The organism is Brevibacillus sp. SKDU10, assembly GCF_001645205.1.
GTDB lineage: Bacteria > Bacillota > Bacilli > Brevibacillales > Brevibacillaceae > Brevibacillus_B > Brevibacillus_B halotolerans.
This window is the reverse complement of record NZ_LSSO01000186.1, coordinates 57,497-75,680: the sequence shown is the minus strand read 5'-3', so window position 1 is coordinate 75,680 and position 18,184 is coordinate 57,497. Positions and strand designations below refer to the sequence as shown.

Below are 18,184 nucleotides of genomic sequence, written 5' to 3'. Positions count from 1 at the left end.
TAAAACCCTCCCTGTGGAGGGTTTTAGCATGTTTGAAAGGCTTGGGTAGCTACAAATAGAGCGATTAGTCAACGCTAACAGGAAAGCTTTTTAAACCGTATATGGTAGTGCTATTTGCAATAGGCACCGGCCGATTGTTCTTGTGAAATGAAATACGCTTGTTATTTTTAAATAATTCTGTCAAAGAAATTTTTGCTTCTAATCTTGCTAAAGGCGCACCTAAGCAAAAATGAATGCCCTGTCCAAAGGCAAGATGAGGATTTACCCTTCGACTGATATCAAATGTAGAAGCATGCTCGAATACTGTCTCATCCCGGTTAGCTGACCCTATCCAAGCAATTATAATCTGATCTTTTTTAAGCGTATGGGGCCCAATTTGTACATCCTCCTTTACTCTTCTGACGACTCGCTGCGCTGGAGAACGGTAGCGTAATGATTCCTCTAAAGCTTGGGGAATCAGGGATAAATCCTGCTGAATTTGTCTATAAGCTCCGGGACTCTCCAATAGACTATACATTGTATTAGAAATAAAGTTTGTTGTTGTCTCATTTCCTGCTACCAATAACAATTTACAAAAAGCGACAAGTTCATCAATGGAAATTTTGCTTTCTTCGCTTTCTGCCTGAATAAGAATAGAGATAATATCGGTTTCTGGATGAGGGCTTTTTCGTTTATGTTCAACAATTTCTGTAAAAAAGCTTGTTAACTCCTGATCAGCTTTTGTACGAACCGATAGGAATTGTGTCAAATGATCTGGATCATCGGTATCTGGGGAACTTACCACAATATCTGACCATTCCTTAAACTTCGACATTTCTGATGAAGGAACCCCCAGCATCTCTGCAATTACAATGACAGGTAGCGGGTAAGAGAAATCTCGCACTAGATCAAATTCTTGTTGATCATGGACATTTTCCAGAAGCTGCTTCGTGATTTCTTCAATACGTGGGGCCCACGCTTTCATCATTTTCGGGGTAAAAGAATGCATAACAATAGAACGAATATCTGTGTGCATAGGCTGATCCATGCCAATCACACTTCGATTAAATGGAGATGCTCTTTTTGGGGGCAAAACGCTAGAAAAATTTTGTTTGTCTTCCATTACATGTTTGACATCGTGATAGAGAAAGACGTTCCACGTGTCTGCTTTTTCATTATAGTAAACAGGGGATTGGTGCCGCATTTTTTCATACCACAAAAAAGGATGATAAGGATCTAGTTGAACTTCTTCATCTCTAAAATAATTGCTAGGAATCATGATAAAAGATTGTTTCATGTCATTCATGATAATCTTTCCTCCTTTAAAGATGTCGAAAATAATTAAACTGAATATCATTCACTGAATATCATTCAGTTTATAAAGTAAGTATAAATCAAGAAGGATAAAATGTAAATTTTTTACTTTAAGAGATTGTGTGCTGTCTACTGGAAAAAATTGATACAATATTCTCTAGGAAGTGGCACACCTTTTTCAAAGCGGAGTATATGTCCTCTTCCAATACGTATATGTTAATTAGGAGAATAAATACGATGCCGGAAAGAAAATTAACCAAGCGACAAGAAAAAGCCATAGAAACAAAACGCACTATTTATCATGTAGCTTTGGACTTGATAAAAGAAAAAGATTATGAAAGTATCTCTATCGAGGAAATTAGTAAGAAAGCAAGTGTATCAGTGGGAACATTTTATTACTACTTTAGTTCCAAGGAAGAGATTTATCTTTGCTTATTTCAGGAAATCGATAAACGCTTTGCTCTTGATATACAAGCTGACGAAAACCAAGAGCCAACAAAAGATCGGCTCTTACATTTTTTTGTTCAATTAGCCAAGCATACATCTGAGCTGGGATTGCACATTAATAAGCAGCTTTATCATGGAAATAATCGACTGTTTACTTTGAAACCTTCTTCTACTTGGACAAAGCTTCAGGAAATTATCAGTCAGGGGCGAGCTAGACAAGAATTAACGACGGATTTAAAAGAGGAAGAAATACTTGAATATTTAATTATGCTATCGAGGGGGATTATTTTTGATTGGTGCATCCATAATGGAAAGTATCCACTAGTTGAGGTGATGCACAAGTACATGAAGAAGACAATTTCATCTATATGTAAGTAAATACGAATGATGGATAGCCAAGATGCCTATGGATTGGAGGCTGTAAAATCTTAGGAAGCCTCGTAGTAAAGATATATCAAATTGGTTACACACGGGGATAAAGCAGATTTTTCCTCCAGAGATATGGTAAGATGTTTTATAGCAAAAAACCAAAGGAGGAACTTTAGCTTGCAAGCGAAACCGATTCATAAGCCTTGGCAGTTACTTTATCGTGTCTATCGCTATATTTTGCCCTTGCTTGAGCAAGAGTTCGCTTATTGGTATGAACGAGCGAAAGAAATCCCAGATAGGGAGCTTCGAAAACAAGCCATAGCCAGCATGGATTCCAAGAAATTTCATTGTCAAGGTGGTTCTGTTTATGCTTCTCAGGTTATGGCTTATAAAGAAACATTGGTCAAGCTAATCGTAGCTTATCAGACTATCAGTGATTATCTAGATAATTTGTGTGATCGTAGTACGTCACTTGATCCAATTGATTTTCGTCAGCTACATTACTCCATGCAGGATGCATTAACACCTGATGCACCGCTAAGGGATTACTATGAATTTCGTGAGGAAAAGGATGACGGCGGCTTTTTGAATGCATTAGTTTTGCGATGTCAAGAGATGATCCAAAAGCTACCTTCCTATAAAGATGTTCAGCAGCATATTGTGAATTTATCTACGCTGTATAGCGATTTGCAGGTATATAAACATATCGCTTTAGAGAAGCGGGAAGAAGCCTTATTAACATGGTGGGATCAGTATAAGGAAAGCTATCCAGAGATAGAATGGCAAGAGTTTGCTGCGGCGACTGGCTCGACCGTTGGTATTTTTGCATTGTTTTGCTTGGCAACAGAGCCTGCGGTTGATCCTAAGGAAATGGAAGCATTACATCATGCCTATTTTCCTTGGATAGGCGGCGTACATATTTTGCTAGATTACCTGATTGATTTAGAAGAGGATCGAGAAGGTGGGGATTTAAACTTTGTCGGCTATTACCAATCTGATGAAGAAGCGTATGAGCGGCTGCAATACTTTATTGAACGAGCCAAACAAAGCATTGATCAATTGCCTCATCCTGCGTTTCACCGCATGATCGTTGACGGGCTGCTTGCCTTTTATTTGGCTGATCAGAAAGTGAATCGGCAACAGCCGCAAATTTATACGATTTCCAAGCGTTTATTAAAAAAGGCAAGCAGTTTTACTTCTTTTTTATTTTACGTAAACAGCCTATTTATTCGCCGGAAGGAAACATAATTTATGGACGAAGATGTTTCTTTTTATAAGAAAATCCGAACCCCATCAAACAGGTTGCCAATACCAAGCAGCCAATGATACCAAGTGCGCTTTTCAGTCCAATAAAGACACCTACTCCTACCAAGCAGAAAGCAACTAACATTGCAAGGCAAAAAGTCACCAATTTATATTGATTCATTAGGGAATACCTCCTTTGTTGACGGTGTTCCTATTATACCTTATTTTTTCGGTTTGTTTTACATTTTCTGAATTTGGAAGTGTCGTTAACAGTAGTATTTTCCAGACACAACCTGTCTTCATAAGCCTTTGCCAATCTTATTAGGTTGGTAAGGGCTTTTTTTGCATGCAATAAAATAAGAGGTGCACTATTTGACTGCACTATTTGATTGTGCTTTTGGGCTGTAGTTGTGAAATGTATTGACACCAATCACAAAAAGAAGTAGTGTATTAAGTGTACTACATGATATAGTACACACCGAACGGTAAGAGGTGGTTGATTATCATGATCCTGATTAATGAACGAAGTCCTTCGCCCATTTATGAACAGATCATTCAGCAGATAAAAGAGTTGATTCTAAAAGGAATATTACAGGAGGGAGAAAAATTGCCATCGGTACGAGAGCTGTCCGGCATGATTGTTGTTAATCCAAATACAGTGAGTAAGGCATATCAGGAATTGGAGAGACAAGGAATAATCGAGACATTGCGTGGAAAAGGAACTTTCGTCGCCAAGCAGCAGGTTCCTCGGATGGAAACAGAGCGTTTGGATAAATTCCAGGAATCCTTAAAACAAATCGTTATTGAAGCAACTTACCTAGGGATTAGCACACAGCAAGTACAAGAGTGGGTTGAGAAGTACATGTTAGAATTACGAGGTGATTCAAATGCTTAGTTTATATAATGTAAATAAAGTAATTGATGAGGAAGAGATATTACATAACATTAGCTTTGAGATACCTAGGGGTGTGATTGTAGGTCTTGTGGGACGCAATGGGTCGGGAAAAACAACCTTGTTGCGTACGATCATGGGAATTTTGGATACGGATGGGGGGAGTGTAGAGCTAGATGGTCGCTCCATACACCAGCACCCAGAGTGTAAAAAAGACATGCTTTTTGTTCCAGATTCTCCAGAAGCGTTGCATTTTTATACACCTGATGAATGCGCTAAGCTGTACAAAGCTATGTACCCTAACTTTGATTATGCTCACTATGTAACGCTGATGGAGCGCTTTAAGCTTCCAAGACGAAAAAAAATCCGTCAATTCTCTAAAGGAATGAAAGCTCTGGCATCACTTATCCTAGCGTTCTCCTCAAAGGTATCCCTGATTATACTAGATGAACCGACAAATGGAATTGATCCGATAGTCAAAAAACAGGTACTAGGCATGATTGTTGAAGAAGTTGCCCAACGTGAAGTCAGCTTTATCATTTCTTCGCACCAACTTGAAGAGCTAGAAAGAATAGCTGACATGATTATCATGATCAAAAAAGGAAGTGTTGAAGCGACCACTTCGCAAACAGATACTGAAGAGAGATTTAAGAAGTTTCAGGTGGTTTTTAAAGGAGAAGCTCCACAGACATTGCTTGACCTTCCGCAGGTATATCTTCTTCAGCAGGTAGGGCGTGTACATACCTTATTACTGGAGGATCCAACTGGCTCAGCATTAGCCCGATTACAAGAGGAACAACCACTTTTATTAGAAAAATTACCAGTTGATTTAGAAGATTTATTTATTACCAAGCTAGGTGGTGACGATTATGTTTCATAAAGCATTATGGCTAAAGGAATGGAAACAGAGTAAATCAATGATATGGTTGTTACCATTTATCACCTTCATATGTATGGGCTTCACCCGTATGCAGAATACCTTATTTCTAACTGAAAACCAGGTTATTATGAACGTAGCTCGAGTTAAAAAAGAAGGAGCAGAGTTATTCTACCTTGCTACTAATAATTCAAATTATCTACTTGCTAGCTTACCATTACTGTTGTTGATTGCTTTGACATTGATGGGATCGGAGAGAAGAAGCCTAGTAAACGATTTTACTTTCTCTATGCCTTTTTCACGCAGAGATATTTATTTGACCAAATGGATGCTAGGGGTATCAGCGATTGTTATTAGTTTAGTATTGAATACTTTGATTGATATGATCGTTATTTTGGTTTCTCCATTTCATGAGTTTTTCATTTTAAAGGAGCATCTTTATCCTTTACTTCAATCATCATTAGGTTTAATCGCTTTTTATAGCTTCGTACTGATGATTGGAACCTTAGCGGGGGGAACAATGGTTCAAGCCATGCTGTCCCTAATCTTTTGTATCTTTCCTGTTGGAATTGCCTTCTTAATTAACGGGTTTTTACAAATGAATTTTAGCATCCAATTAAATTTTGATTTATTTCCTGTCAATCTTATTTTGTTAACAAGTCCAGTAGTAGTAATAAACATGTTTGGAAAGCTATCGTCACCTTTTTTGATTCCAATTTTGCATTTGCTTGTTACATTAGGAATCGGTATTTTCTTATATCAGCGCAATCGATTGGAGAATAATGGCAAGGTTATTATGTTTCCAGCGTTAGAGCCTGTTTTTTACGGGGGGGCTATTCTGTGCTTTGCCTTGCTTGGTGGTCTTTTTGCTTCAACTGTAATTGAAAAAGATTTATTCACGTATTACGCCGGTTTTATTTCTCTAGGGATTTTAGCAGCCATCGGGTCTTACTTTTTGCGAAATGCTCGGATTCGTATGTAGCTCACATGTAAAAGGATAGCCTTGTTGCCACATGCTAGATGGGGGAGTACCATTATTTGGCTTTGCATCAAGGTTATTTTTTACAATTGGTAACTAGGGGTTTGTTGTAAGCAATTTTTTTTCGCTTACAAGAAGAGAACGGCAAAGTAGAGATTATAAATTATTTATGAAGCATGCTGTCTATCAGGAGAAATTCGCTTGCTGTTCCATGATGATGCTTTTACGTAAGAGATATTGTCAGGCTCTATTTCATTTTTACCAAAAGAATGTACTCTTCTGCAAATTTTTATTTTACAACCAGAATCAAAGCTTTTCGTACGAACAATTACTAGATTATGCTTGGCCTCAAGCAGGGCGTTGTAGATTGAACGGTACATGATCATATTTTTCAACGTAGAAAAGGCGGGGGAAGTATACTTAGTTATTTTGAAATCAAAACGATTCCCCGGAGAGGTCATTTTTATACTGTCAAATCGGATTGAGTGTCAGGTTAAATAGGCGGCTTTTATGTGCCTAGGGAGTATGAGGAGCGGGAGTAGTTCTGGGCTTTATGACCCTTTCTTGCTTGAGTGGAGGAGCCGGTACTTTGACTTTGATCGGTAATGTCTAATGATTCGTCTATGAATGAAGCACCAAGGGGCGTATGAGAATAGTACAGTCGATAAGTAGCGTCGTTTGGACAATTGCTTTTAGAAGGAGGCTTGGTAGCGTTGGTGCCAAGCCTCGCTTTTACTTGGTGGCAGCATGCTAGCCCTTTTCAAGGATAGATGCTGCGAGCCTACAACGTCACCTGTTGCCACAAAACAGGCAAAGTATGAAACGAGACATAAATGTGTCTTAGCGTAAGTGTGATGTTATTGTTTGATTGATTCCTCTACAAGTCCATACCTTCTCATTTTGTTATAAAGCGTACCGCGTGACATTCCTAGTAGCTCCGCGGCCGCTTTTTTATTTCCATATGTGCGTTCTAATGCCTGTAATATTTTTGTTTTTTCCATATCGCTCCCCTTTTCCAACCGAGCTGGTACATATTCGCTGTGTAAGCCATATATCTCAGAGGTAGTCTGGCTGCTGGCAGAAGGAGATACAGTGGCTGCTATATAGGCTGAAGACAGCTCTGTAGGTGATGAGCTGCTGGATTTGGCCGGATGATCCGAATTACGTTCATGAGCGTTCTTTAATGCGGCAGGAAGATGATCCCAAGTAATGACTCCATTTTCTTGTAAAATCGATAAACGCTCAATGATGTTGCGGAGCTGACGAATGTTTCCGGGCCAATGATAGTCAAGGAGTGCTTGCATCACATCTGGCATAATGCGGGGCACTGCTTGATTATTAGCAAGAGAATATTCATGCAGAAAAATCGGAACCAATTCTAAAATATCCTCTGAACGTTCCCGCAACGATGGAAGCTCTAGAGAAAAAACATTTAATCGATAATATAAATCCTCACGAAAACGTCCCTCTGCCACCATTTTTTCTAAATTTTTGTTTGTTGCCGCAATGATTCGTGTATTCACATAAATCGGTTCTGTTCCACCGACACGATAGAATTGTCGCTCCTGTAGGGCACGTAATAATTTCGCTTGCAATTCTAGCGGTAGTTCTCCAATCTCGTCTAAAAAAAGCGTACCTTCATGAGCCAGCTCAATCTTGCCAGGCTTCCCTTTTCGCTCGGCTCCCGTAAAAGCTCCCCCCTGATAGCCAAAAAGCTCGCTTTCAAATAAGGCGGCAGGAATGGCTGCGCAGTTAATGGCTACAAAAGATTTTTTACTGCGTTTACTTACCTGATGAATAGCCTGAGCAAATAGTTCCTTACCCACTCCGCTTTCTCCATATATAAGGACGGTAGCATCGGTTACGGCGACCTTTCGGGCTGTCTGCATAGCTGTTTGTAAAGCAGGCGAATGTCCCTTGATAGGGAAAAATGGATCAGTGGGAGCTTGGTAGCGAGTCATTTCCTGCTGCAAATTGTGTAAATGCTCTGTTGTATTAGTTAATTCCTCATGCAGTTTGACTAATTCAGTAATGTCCTGCTCAATGGAGATGGCTCCAATAATCTCTGATGATTGAATGATTGGGGCTGAGTTAATCAAAACGTGTTGATTAGGACGCGGAATATGGTAGAGCCTTTGGACAGCCGATCCCTCTGATAATGCAATCTTTAATCGAATAGACTCGCTAGCAAAATGGTTATCCAACGAAGTGCCCACAACATTTTCTTTTTTGATTTGATACATCTTTTCTGCTGCTGGATTCCAATAAACAACTTGATTAAAAGAGTCTACAATGGTGGTCGCCTCGCTCATAGTCGACAATAAAGTATGAAGGAGAGCTTCTTGATTGCTAGCGACAGTGCCAATGATCTCAAATAATTGCCTAAAGGGCAGGTAGCCAATCGGCTTGCTGTCTGCGGAATCCAACACAAGTAGCTTTGAGTGGAAAGCTGGAGCTGTTGATTGCGAAAGAAAGCCAGATGCACATAAAAAGGCCTGCCATAGCGTATGTGAACTAGGAATGGCGAAATATTCAGGCAAGTAAGAATGCATGACATCCCCAGAAGCATTAGATTGACTTGTCACATCCTCAGAGAAAGAAAGCGGTAACATACAAGCTGTTACCTTCATTTGTAACGAGAAGAAGGATTTCATGGGATCACCTGTGCTGTTTAATATTATGATTGATACTTTCACAAAAAGGACACTCTTTAATCATTAGTGTACATGATTTTGAACAAAAGTGTACATAAATGTCGAAATACTATGTGTTTTCATACGACGGGACACCAGAAAGGTTAGAAATTGACGATTTTATGAGATTTTTCCCGAATTCGCTCGATTGGCACGATGCTTGCTTGGTATATAAATCAGAAAGTAAATGTACAGGTAAAGCAGCTTGAGGGGGATGTAATGATGGAACAAATCTTAAAGAACTTTTTCTTATTCCTTTCTAAAAATCAGGGATTAAATAAAGCGGCAAAGAAATGGGGGCTTCGTTTTGGCGCCAAACGAGTAGTGGCGGGAGAAACAATCGCAGAAGCCATTCGTGGTGTCCGTGAATTAAATCAAAAAGGGCTGGTTTGCACGCTAGATCATCTTGGAGAGTTTGTGTTTAGCGTAGAAGAGGCCAATGAATCGGCTGATTATTGCATGAAAACGATAGAAGCCATTTATGAATCTAAAGTGGACTGTAATCTTTCGCTTAAAATGACACAGTTGGGCTTGGACATTAGCCGTGACCTATGTGTAAGCAACATGCGCCGAATTTTAGATACAGCCAAGCAATGTGGGAATATTTTTGTGCGCATTGATATGGAGGACTATGCTCATAATCAAGTGACCTTGGAAATCCTGCATGAACTATTACAGGATTATGATAATGTTGGCACTGTTATTCAAGCATATCTCTATAAATCAGAGAATGATGTGGAGACTGTGAAAGATAAAAAAGTTAACCTGCGTTTGGTAAAGGGTGCTTACAAGGAATCACCAGAGGTAGCGTATCCAGCAAAAGTAGACGTTGATGAGAATTACAAGAAAATTATTAAGCAGCATCTCCAAAACGGTAATTATGCAGCGATTGCAACACATGATGATGCCATTATTGCCTATGTGAAGCAATTAGAAAAGGAGATGGGTTTTTCGCGGGATCAATTTGAATTTCAAATGCTGTATGGTATCCGTCCACAGTCCCAGCTAGATTTAGCAAAAGAGGGCTATAAAATGCGTGTGTACGTTCCGTATGGTAATGATTGGTATGGATATTTCATGCGTCGTTTGGCGGAGCGTCCAGCCAATGTAGCATTTGTAATCAAGGGTCTATTTAGTCGTTAATTACGCAAGACATGATAACTATAGGGTTGTAATATGATGTAAAAGCCAAGTTTAATGCATAGAGATGAAAGCGGGTACAATTTAACCGGTGTCTATGCATGGAAGCTTGGCTTGTTTTATCTTCGCGTGTTGAATGCTGCAGATACATATCTTCCATTAGATGGCACCTGAAGTCAGTTATCAATTCTGCTATGCTTATATCACATCTTTTGATGGATTATCGGGAGCTATTAACAAATCCTGGAGGAGTGCGATATAATAAGATTGGTTGTTCACGATGGCTGAATCACTATGTTAACATGATTCATAAGCTTCTGAGGTAAAATGATCAGAAGATACATAAACCAATTTTTTATAAGAAAATTGAAGTTTCTTAAAGCAGGAAAAATGGGGTATAAATGTAGTATAATTATAATTATTCTAGTTGTGGGGAGAGAAACGAAATGGAGCTTACTGGTCAACGCTTGTTCGTATTATGGAGAACCTTTTCTCAACTTGATTTTCTACGTCAAATTAGAGGACGTGACATCCCGGATCAGTCTGTAAATGAATTAATTAACAAAGTGAAAAATTTAGATGAAGTGGAAGTATTACCGATTGATACGGAACAATTACGTGAAACGGTAATCAAACTTCGTAAATAAATAAAAAGAAGGATGCTTAGGTTGCATCCTTTCTATTTCTATTTCAGCATAGGATGTGCAGGCTATGTGCATACCCTTTGTTAGAAAATGAATCATAGATGAAAAACCGGCCTCTCCTCAAACAGGATAAGTCGGTTTTTCATTTTGTTATAGAAATTTTGCCATGCATAAGACCGGCTGCGTTAGCTTCCCTACTGAAGCAGTCACCTGCCGATACTGTTCGAAACCTAATTTTCCCCAAAAATCTAATGCGCGTTGATTGGAGGCAATGACACCGATATGTACGGTCTTTTTATCCAATGAACGAAAATACTCTTCTAGCATTAGATATGCTTTTTTCCCGTAACCCTTGCCTTGATAGCTGGAATCTATCAGTAATAATCCAATCCAAGGTTTTTGGTCGTTTGGATTCTCCAACAGAATATGCGAGATACCAATGATTTTATCTTCATGCCGAATAGCTAGCCAATGACCGGTTGGATATTGGTTCGCGTCCTCATATTCTCGGCTTAGTTCAGCGAGAGTTAATGTAGGTTCTCCGTTTGTAAGTATATTATAGTTCGGATTGCTGTTATATATTTCAACGGCACGAGGCAGTTCCTGTTGCTCTAATGAATTGATCAGCAATTGATCCTGATAAAAGGATAGACTCATATTAGGCTTGCGCTCCGTATTTTTTAATCCAGCCAATTTGACCAGCGTGATATCCTTTATGATAAAGTAATAGACCAAAGGCATCACGCGGGGTCATGACACCAATACGAGATTCGACTGGTTGATCCCAGCTTTCTTCCGGTAATAATTCCATTGATTGTAAGAGGAATTGGCTAGCACGTTCAGTGTAATCCATCAAATCGTTTAGATTAACCCAGACTCCTGTGTCTGTAACCTTGCCTAAGGTAAAGGTGCTTTCTTCCTTAGCAGGTGTTTGGTTAAAAAACATCTGAGAAAAAGCGTACTCTACCTCAGCGATGTGCCTGATAAGAAACCCGATCGAATTAGTGGCAGGAGGAAGTTTCCACGATAGCTGTTCCTCACTGATTCCCTGCAATAAAGCTAGATAACGCTTTTGATGAGCAGCATGGTATTGTGGTGCTAATTCTTGAACAATCATGGGACACACCCTTCCTTAACGTATGGATACATAGCCTTGTCATTTATTATATGAGATAATTTTTGAAATTTCACGCAAGAAAAAAAGAAAAATGTTCAAGCTCTACAAGAATCGTATATAATCAAAAAAAGGGAAAATAAGGAGGCTACAGACATGGCACATACCTTTGCTTTTACGGTTCGTTCTACAGAAGTTGATTTTATTGGTCATGTGAACAACGCCAAATATTTGGAATATATGGAATGGGCTCGCTTTGACTGGTTAATCGCTGAGGGATATACTATAGAGGAGCTACAGAGACGGCATATTTTCCCGGTAGTTGTGAATATGAATGTCAATTATCGAAGTGAGCTTGTCATGGGTGATGAGATTGCGATTCACACTACCTTGGTTAACGTAGGCAAACGGAGCTTTGTCATCAAGCACGAACTGCATCATGAGAAGAAGGGTTTGGTCGCAGATGGCCTTGTTACAATGGTGATGATTGATCAGACAAAACGGCGTGCGGTTGAATTGCCTAATGAGTTAAAGGAGTTATTTCTTTCTATACAAAAAGAAGAATTGATACCCTAAGTAGTTGCTGCTACAAATTTGATTCCTTTTGGGGAATAATATTTGTGTGCTGTCTACCCTCCGCTATCGGGGGGTTATTTCTTTTCATATGAAAACAAAGGAGGGGATGAAGCTAGAAAGAAACGATTGACAATTGTCTTTTTATGAAACATAATCAACTATTATGTATAGAAAATGGCAATTACGTTAGGAAGAAAAAGGAGTACGAATATGGTACGTTCTAAAAGAAGCATCCTGACCGCTTTGATGGTAACGACATTTTTAACAGCCATTGATACGACTGTAGTAACAACGGCAATGCCTGCCATCGCAAATGATTTGGGACAAACAACCCTCATTTCCTGGGTATTTTCCATCTATTTGTTAACAACGGCTGTTACGACACCTATTTATGGAAAGCTAGCTGATTTGTTTGGACGAAAAAAAATCTTCTTATTTGGTACGACTGTTTTTTTAACAGGTTCATTTTTATGCGGCTTGTCTAGCTCTATGACCCAGCTCATGCTATACCGAGGTATTCAGGGCTTGGGAGCGGGAGCTGTTCAACCGATCACTATGACAATTATTGGCGATTTGTTCACACAGGAAGAACGTGCTAAATTGATGGGACTATTTAGTGCGGTATGGGGAGTAGCGGCAATCGTAGGGCCTGTAATTGGGGGTTTTTTCGTAGATTATGTGGCTTGGGAATGGATTTTTTATATTAATATTCCAATTGGACTTGTTAGCATCTTTATGATTTCAAAATATTTCAAGGAAGAACTTACTCCTAAAACGGTTCATATCGATTATTGGGGAGCGTTATTCTTCACTGGCAGTTTAGTTTCGTTCCTGTACACACTCTTAGCAGAGGGTGAGGGACAAGGGATTACTTTTAATGCTACAACGATATCCTTACTAATCGTCAGCCTTGTTCTATTTTGCATCTTTATTGCTATTGAAAGACGCACACCAGAACCGATGCTTCCATTATCCTTATTTAAGCGTCGTTTAATTGCAACTTCGCAGGTTATTTCCGTTTTACATGGAGCTTTATTAATTGGTGTATCCGTTTATATGCCGAACTGGCTTATCAATATTGTCGGCTTATCAGCAACGCTTGCGGGGATTGTCGTTCTGCCATTATCTCTTGGCTGGCCATTAGCAGCTTCTGTAGGTGGACGTTATTACAGTCGCTTGGGATATAAATGGCTGGTGGCAATTGGTGGAGTTTTCTTTTTGATTGGTCAACTTCTTCTATCATTCCTTACGCCAGCAACATCAGTGTTCTATATTGGCTTCTTAATGTTTATTCTGGGACTGGGCTTTGGGCTGACAATGACTGCGATCACAATTGCAGTACAAAGTAGTGTCGTCTGGCGCCAGCGTGGTGTCGCGACCAGTTCCGTACAATTCATGAGAACGATGGGACAAACTGTAGGGATTACTATGTTTGGTGCTGTATTTAATATGTATTTATTACAAGGACATATGGAAACTGGTTTAGTCAAGGTTTTCCATGCTTTATTTGTAACAGCGATTATTGGGATGTTTGTAACGATTCTACTGCCGAAAAAAGCAGAGCAAGTAGAAGAAGAGCACTAATTTAAAAAAGCAAGATCAATAAAAGGGCGATCCCTGCCTTTCATGATCTTGCTTTTTTCTATGTAAACAGGCTTGTTTTGGTACTGATCGTGCTTGGGTGCTGTCATCATTATCTTGTCAGCCTCAGGACATCATGATAAACTTGTCAAAATCTATCAAAAACAGGAAAGAAGGAGGATACAGCATGAAAACAATCGGTCTGTTAGGCGGTATGAGCTGGGAATCTACTACTGAATACTATAAGCACATCAATGAGATGGTGAATCAACGAGTCGGAGCTCTTGCATCCGCCAAATGTGTTGTATACTCTGTTAATTTTGAAGAGATTGTTCAGTGTCAAAAAGAAGGCCGTTGGGACGATGCTGCGGCTATATTAGGTCAAGCGGCACAGCATCTCGAGAAGGCTGGGGCAGAATGTTTGCTAGTTTGTACCAATACCATGCATAAAATTGCCAAACAAATTTCCGCCCACACTACCATTCCCTTTTTACATATCGCAGATGCCACAGCAGAAAAGATTCGGGAACAAAAGCTGCGGAAAATAGGATTGCTGGGTACGAAGTTTACGATGGAGCAGGACTTTTTTATTGAAAAGATGAAAGACCACGGCATCGAGATTATTGTACCAGAGGAGAAAGAGCGAGATATTGTTCATCAGGTGATTTTTGACGAGCTTTGCAAAGGGATCATTACTAGCACATCACGTCAAGCATATCGGGAAATTATGGATTCCTTAGTGAAAGAGGGAGCAGAGGGGATTATCCTTGGTTGTACGGAAATTACCTTGTTAGTGGCTTCAGAGGATGCGGCTGTTCCATTATTTGATACCACGCGGATACACGCGGAAAAAGCAGTTGATTTTGCGTTGTCACAGGTGAATAATGAATAGTTTCTTCACCAGCGATAACGCTAATCGTGAGTGACAAGGTTAAAAAAAAAAGGCCTTCCTTTTGTTAAGAAAGGGCAGTTCTTTTTTTGCAGAAATATGTGATTACTGACAGCGATCTATACAATCTTGTGAATTACCTTTCAGATTTGGTAAGCTTTTTTAAGGGTAAGGAAATATTTTGAAAGCGTGTGAAGGAAAAACATCCGAGAATGACAATTAAACTCCCGTATACTTGAGTCCAGGTCATCTGCTCACCTAGCAGCAATAAGGCTAATACCGCCGTAAAAATGGGATTAAAGTTAAGAAACATCCCTGCCGCGGTCCCGCCAAGCTGCTTAACCCCCATGTTCCAAAGCACCATGCTAATAACAGTCGCAAATACACTGATATACAATGTGCCCCAAATAAATTCAGCATTAAGATTAGTGATTGTAAAGCTGCTGAAATTGAAGGGCAACAGCATCAAGACCCCAAAGAATCCAGAATACAAAGTGGACATTAGTGCAGAAACATCACGCATAGCCCATCTCCCCGCTACGGAATAGAGCCCCCAGGTAGCTACAGCGGCTAGCATCAAAAGGTCTCCAGAATTAAAGCGAAGTGACAACAGGGCGTGCCAATCTCCCTTAGATAGCACCAGTAGGACCCCTGTAAAACACAGAATCATTGAGCCTATCTGTAAAGCCTTCATTTTCTCACGCAATAAAAGAAAAGAAAAGATAGCAATTGAGATGGGATTAAGTGTAGAGAGTAAGCCGACATTTGTTGCAGCAGTACGCTCTAGGGCCCAGAACATAAATAAATTAAATAAGACCACGCCAGTAGCTCCCATCAGGATGAGCGGTAAGATTGCCCTGCGAGGTGGTAGGAGGCGTTTTTCCGCTAGGTAGACTACAGGAATTAATACAATAACGGCAATCATATAGCGTAAATTGGTTAAGGTCATGGAGGATGCATGGTTTACCAAAAATTTACCCACTACAAAATTGCCACTCCAGAGAAAGCTTGTAAAAAGTAATAGAGCGACATACATCGGTTTCATCTGCGTAATCTCCTACTCCTAACATGATCAGATTGTTACATTCTCTTTTAGAGATACATTTTGAGAGGATTCTATACTTATCACCAAGGGTTTGCTGAAACGCTAGAACCAACTAATGGCGATACTAAGAGTGATGTTGATAGTAAAGAAAGATCAACCCATTTTAGTTTCATTCCAAAAGATCCAAAAGTCTTCCTTTAATAATGTGGAATTCTGTAATTATTCACCCTTTTCCTTCTTGCTTTTAAATACGCAGGTAAGAATCAAGTTTGCGTTATTATTTTTGCGACACAAATTTGATTCTTTATAACTTATTACATAATTTTTGTGTGTCGTCAAATAGTAACAATCTATTCTATTCAAAATATGTGTTTTTATCTGATGGTACATGCCCTTTCAAAAATGGAAAGTCACCATATAATGAAATAACACCATTAATACTTATTATGAAAGTGGTGATTTATGTGTCTTTTACCAACAGAATTGTAAATGGGGATTTTGAAACGGGAACCCTTACCCCATGGGGTTCTTCAAATGTATCCATTACTAACCTGCACAGTCACACAGGTACTTTTTCTGCACAATTACTTGGAGGTACGACTAGTAGTCTTTTGACTCAATTAGTATCTGTAGTACCCGAAGAGAGTTTTGAATTTTTTCTATCAATCGCAAAAATAGGGGAGTTGCCAAGCCCTCAGGTAGATATTACAATAGTTTATTTAAATGTAGTTGCTCTCCCTGTTAGTACCGGATTGAGTACTACAATTCCGATTGATCATCTTCCTGATAACACGAATAATAAAAATTGGACTACTATTTACGAAACAACTTCAATTGTACCTCCAACGGCGATTGAGGCAGTGGTTATTATTAATAATGTTCCTTCTCCAGCAACTGCAGATATAGTAGTTGATGACATCGCATTATTACAAACATCTTAACTGGACTACTAGCTACGAAACAACTTCCGTTGTACCTGCAACGGCACTGAAGCATCGGTTATTATTAATAAGATTCCTTCTGTATCAACTGCAGATATAGTAGTTGATGGCATCGTATTATTACAAACTGGTGTAGGAGCAACGGGAGTAACAGGCGATACTGGAAGCTTAATAGATTTCCGGGTTTTTTGAAAGTATACCCAGCTCTAGCGGTCACATTGTAAAGTGGCCGCTTCAATTTTATATAGTCCTTTTAGAAGCTATTAAGTCGAGAACACCCTTTTGTTTTTATCTATGAGATGATATCATCGCCGATTTCAAACTGATCTGGCTGTTTGCATATCCATAACATGTTGTAGTAGCTGTTTGGAACTGATCGATAGGTAAACAGCCGATTCAATTAGATGAAGAAAAGCATATTGACCTACATATAAACAATGCTTTACTATGCTGTGCGAACCATTCAAAGAATAGAAGTAGAGATTTAATTGGACCTATTACTGAAGTTCTTATGATGAATTATAACAAGCAATAGTGAAACTCCTAACCTGACATGATATAATTTTCTTGTTTATACATATTTTTGTGAAAATATAGAATAAATGTATAATTGGTTTTAATAAACTTGGATTGTATTCCTATCTAGTAAAAAAGAAACGAGAGCAGGAACACGATATTTTTATCCCGAGGCTAACAGCTTCAGCCAGCTAACAAGAGAGAAAAGTACTGTTTGCCAATCTTGACATCTTATTGCGAATGGAGTGCTATGCTTGTCTATTGCTGTAATTATGGGATTTATAACCGTTTTTATTGTACTAATTGGCTTACTTGTTTTTTTGATTGTTAGACAAAATCAATTACATAAGGCGGCAGAGAAACAGCTACTTACTAGCTGTAAGGTTTGCCAAAAGCAGATTGCAGTAAAGGCTGAGATTTGCCCGCATTGTGGAAAACGGCTTAAAATTTCGCCAGTGATGGGGTGTCTTATTTTCCTTCTCATTTTAGGAGTGATGGGAGGAGCTACAATTGCTGTAGTTAATTTTACCATACCCGCAAATGGTACAAGTAAGCCAGCTAGTGTAGGTCGGTTATTTTGGGATGAATCAATAGCGATTTACAATATGCTCGATAGAAAGATCAGCTACAATACCGGCACAAACTCTGAAGAATCCCAATTTATTCTTGATTATATAGGTAGATACGGTATCAATAATTTAACCGCTGATGAGCTTGCCATATACTCTTATGTTTTGGATATCATTATGACTCATCAAGATCAGCAGGAGGGGGACACCGATGTGGTCCATTCGCAAAAATTTGTAGCAGCAAAGTCGAAGCTACAAGATATTTTTGGAAAGTAATAGCATCAATATCAGTTCAGGCTGCTCTTGATTTTTTTATAGGAAAATCCCCCTTTGCGTAACTAGATAAGCTATTCTTATCGTCTACGTTAAGGGGG

18 protein-coding genes are annotated in these 18,184 nt (G+C 39.2%); 12 read left to right on the top strand and 6 right to left on the bottom strand.

The features are described from left to right. Window positions 1-64: 64 nt before the first annotated feature. Entirely contained in the window at window positions 65-1,285 is a 1,221-nt protein-coding gene (locus AYJ08_RS18160) for a cytochrome P450 (RefSeq protein ID WP_064018894.1), read from the bottom strand. Between the two features lie 245 nt (window positions 1,286-1,530). Between AYJ08_RS18160 and AYJ08_RS18155 the strand changes: the two genes are divergently transcribed. Both AYJ08_RS18155 and AYJ08_RS18150 read left to right on the top strand, forming a co-directional pair. After that, a complete protein-coding gene (locus tag AYJ08_RS18155; RefSeq protein WP_064018893.1) occupies window positions 1,531-2,118 on the top strand; it encodes a TetR/AcrR family transcriptional regulator in 588 nt (195 codons plus the stop codon). Between the two features lie 168 nt (window positions 2,119-2,286). Then, a complete protein-coding gene (locus AYJ08_RS18150; protein WP_064018892.1) occupies window positions 2,287-3,357 on the top strand; it encodes a tetraprenyl-beta-curcumene synthase family protein in 1,071 nt (356 codons plus the stop codon). Between the two features lies 1 nt (window position 3,358). On the opposite strand, the gene AYJ08_RS24105 is transcribed toward AYJ08_RS18150, so the two are convergent. Further along, window positions 3,359-3,535, bottom strand: a complete 177-nt coding sequence (locus tag AYJ08_RS24105; protein WP_197490752.1) for a DUF5325 family protein — start codon at window positions 3,533-3,535, stop codon at window positions 3,359-3,361. A 324-nt stretch (window positions 3,536-3,859) separates the two neighbouring features. On the opposite strand from AYJ08_RS24105, the gene AYJ08_RS18145 reads away from it, so the two are divergent. From AYJ08_RS18145 to AYJ08_RS18135, 3 genes are read left to right on the top strand one after another with little or no spacing between them, the layout of a single operon-like run. After that, the gene (locus AYJ08_RS18145) at window positions 3,860-4,249 is read left to right on the top strand and encodes a GntR family transcriptional regulator (protein ID WP_064018891.1); all 390 of its coding nucleotides are present in this window, start codon (window positions 3,860-3,862) and stop codon (window positions 4,247-4,249) included. Continuing rightward, window positions 4,242-5,126 (top strand): ATP-binding cassette domain-containing protein, encoded by an 885-nt coding sequence (locus AYJ08_RS18140; protein WP_064018890.1) that lies wholly within the window; start codon window positions 4,242-4,244, stop codon window positions 5,124-5,126. The genes AYJ08_RS18145 and AYJ08_RS18140 overlap by 8 nt, the downstream gene beginning before the upstream one ends. Then, window positions 5,116-6,105, top strand: a complete 990-nt coding sequence (locus tag AYJ08_RS18135) for an ABC-2 transporter permease (protein ID WP_064018889.1) — start codon at window positions 5,116-5,118, stop codon at window positions 6,103-6,105. The genes AYJ08_RS18140 and AYJ08_RS18135 overlap by 11 nt, the downstream gene beginning before the upstream one ends. A gap of 854 nt (window positions 6,106-6,959) precedes the next feature. Here AYJ08_RS18135 and AYJ08_RS18130 read toward each other — a convergent pair. Beyond that, a complete protein-coding gene (locus tag AYJ08_RS18130; RefSeq protein ID WP_064018888.1) occupies window positions 6,960-8,756 on the bottom strand; it encodes a sigma-54 interaction domain-containing protein in 1,797 nt (598 codons plus the stop codon). Window positions 8,757-9,017: 261 nt separating this feature from the next. On the opposite strand from AYJ08_RS18130, the gene AYJ08_RS18125 reads away from it, so the two are divergent. Beyond that, a complete protein-coding gene (locus AYJ08_RS18125; RefSeq protein ID WP_064018887.1) occupies window positions 9,018-9,938 on the top strand; it encodes a proline dehydrogenase family protein in 921 nt (306 codons plus the stop codon). A gap of 443 nt (window positions 9,939-10,381) precedes the next feature. After that, the gene (locus tag AYJ08_RS18120; protein WP_003335469.1) at window positions 10,382-10,582 is read left to right on the top strand and encodes a hypothetical protein; all 201 of its coding nucleotides are present in this window, start codon (window positions 10,382-10,384) and stop codon (window positions 10,580-10,582) included. A gap of 147 nt (window positions 10,583-10,729) precedes the next feature. Here AYJ08_RS18120 and AYJ08_RS18115 read toward each other — a convergent pair whose 3' ends face one another. Both AYJ08_RS18115 and AYJ08_RS18110 read right to left on the bottom strand, forming a co-directional pair. Further along, on the bottom strand, window positions 10,730-11,236 hold the full coding sequence (locus AYJ08_RS18115) for a GNAT family N-acetyltransferase (RefSeq protein ID WP_064018886.1): 507 nt from the start codon (window positions 11,234-11,236) through the stop codon (window positions 10,730-10,732). A gap of 1 nt (window position 11,237) precedes the next feature. Next, the gene (locus AYJ08_RS18110; protein WP_064018885.1) at window positions 11,238-11,696 is read right to left on the bottom strand and encodes a DinB family protein; all 459 of its coding nucleotides are present in this window, start codon (window positions 11,694-11,696) and stop codon (window positions 11,238-11,240) included. Window positions 11,697-11,849: 153 nt separating this feature from the next. Here AYJ08_RS18110 and AYJ08_RS18105 point away from each other — a divergent pair, with 153 nt between their 5' ends. From AYJ08_RS18105 to AYJ08_RS18095, 3 genes are all read left to right on the top strand, one after another. Then, the gene (locus AYJ08_RS18105) at window positions 11,850-12,269 is read left to right on the top strand and encodes an acyl-CoA thioesterase (RefSeq protein ID WP_064018884.1); all 420 of its coding nucleotides are present in this window, start codon (window positions 11,850-11,852) and stop codon (window positions 12,267-12,269) included. Window positions 12,270-12,479: 210 nt separating this feature from the next. Then, entirely contained in the window at window positions 12,480-13,853 is a 1,374-nt protein-coding gene (locus tag AYJ08_RS18100; RefSeq protein WP_064018883.1) for an MDR family MFS transporter, read from the top strand. A 184-nt stretch (window positions 13,854-14,037) separates the two neighbouring features. Beyond that, complete coding sequence (locus AYJ08_RS18095; RefSeq protein WP_064018882.1) at window positions 14,038-14,742, top strand: aspartate/glutamate racemase family protein; 705 nt, start codon at window positions 14,038-14,040, stop codon at window positions 14,740-14,742. Between the two features lie 133 nt (window positions 14,743-14,875). Here AYJ08_RS18095 and AYJ08_RS18090 read toward each other — a convergent pair whose 3' ends face one another. Next, window positions 14,876-15,784 carry a DMT family transporter gene (locus AYJ08_RS18090; protein ID WP_064018881.1) on the bottom strand — a complete coding sequence of 303 codons (909 nt, stop codon included), beginning with the start codon at window positions 15,782-15,784 and terminating at the stop codon, window positions 14,876-14,878. 464 nt (window positions 15,785-16,248) lie between these two features. On the opposite strand from AYJ08_RS18090, the gene AYJ08_RS18085 reads away from it, so the two are divergent. Both AYJ08_RS18085 and AYJ08_RS18080 read left to right on the top strand, forming a co-directional pair. Then, window positions 16,249-16,725, top strand: a complete 477-nt coding sequence (locus AYJ08_RS18085) for an NTTRR-F1 domain (RefSeq protein ID WP_064018880.1) — start codon at window positions 16,249-16,251, stop codon at window positions 16,723-16,725. A 761-nt stretch (window positions 16,726-17,486) separates the two neighbouring features. Further along, on the top strand, window positions 17,487-18,086 hold the full coding sequence (locus AYJ08_RS18080) for a hypothetical protein (RefSeq protein WP_064018879.1): 600 nt from the start codon (window positions 17,487-17,489) through the stop codon (window positions 18,084-18,086). Window positions 18,087-18,184 lie beyond the last annotated feature (98 nt).

Excerpts from the sequence above, each read along its gene's own strand:
- AYJ08_RS18125 (WP_064018887.1), top strand. The coding sequence starts at position 9,018 with ATGGAACAAATCTTAAAGAACTTTTTCTTATTCCTTTCTAAAAATCAG.
- AYJ08_RS18100 (WP_064018883.1), top strand. The coding sequence starts at position 12,480 with ATGGTACGTTCTAAAAGAAGCATCCTGACCGCTTTGATGGTAACGACA.
- AYJ08_RS18155 (WP_064018893.1), top strand. The coding sequence starts at position 1,531 with ATGCCGGAAAGAAAATTAACCAAGCGACAAGAAAAAGCCATAGAAACA.
- AYJ08_RS18120 (WP_003335469.1), top strand. The coding sequence starts at position 10,382 with ATGGAGCTTACTGGTCAACGCTTGTTCGTATTATGGAGAACCTTTTCT.
- AYJ08_RS18095 (WP_064018882.1), top strand. The coding sequence starts at position 14,038 with ATGAAAACAATCGGTCTGTTAGGCGGTATGAGCTGGGAATCTACTACT.
- AYJ08_RS18105 (WP_064018884.1), top strand. The coding sequence starts at position 11,850 with ATGGCACATACCTTTGCTTTTACGGTTCGTTCTACAGAAGTTGATTTT.
- AYJ08_RS18115 (WP_064018886.1), bottom strand. The coding sequence starts at position 11,236 with ATGAGTCTATCCTTTTATCAGGATCAATTGCTGATCAATTCATTAGAG.
- AYJ08_RS18090 (WP_064018881.1), bottom strand. The coding sequence starts at position 15,784 with ATGAAACCGATGTATGTCGCTCTATTACTTTTTACAAGCTTTCTCTGG.
- AYJ08_RS18160 (WP_064018894.1), bottom strand. The coding sequence starts at position 1,285 with ATGAATGACATGAAACAATCTTTTATCATGATTCCTAGCAATTATTTT.
- AYJ08_RS18140 (WP_064018890.1), top strand. The coding sequence starts at position 4,242 with ATGCTTAGTTTATATAATGTAAATAAAGTAATTGATGAGGAAGAGATA.
- AYJ08_RS18135 (WP_064018889.1), top strand. The coding sequence starts at position 5,116 with ATGTTTCATAAAGCATTATGGCTAAAGGAATGGAAACAGAGTAAATCA.
- AYJ08_RS18145 (WP_064018891.1), top strand. The coding sequence starts at position 3,860 with ATGATCCTGATTAATGAACGAAGTCCTTCGCCCATTTATGAACAGATC.
- AYJ08_RS18110 (WP_064018885.1), bottom strand. The coding sequence starts at position 11,696 with ATGATTGTTCAAGAATTAGCACCACAATACCATGCTGCTCATCAAAAG.
- AYJ08_RS24105 (WP_197490752.1), bottom strand. The coding sequence starts at position 3,535 with ATGAATCAATATAAATTGGTGACTTTTTGCCTTGCAATGTTAGTTGCT.
- AYJ08_RS18130 (WP_064018888.1), bottom strand. The coding sequence starts at position 8,756 with ATGAAATCCTTCTTCTCGTTACAAATGAAGGTAACAGCTTGTATGTTA.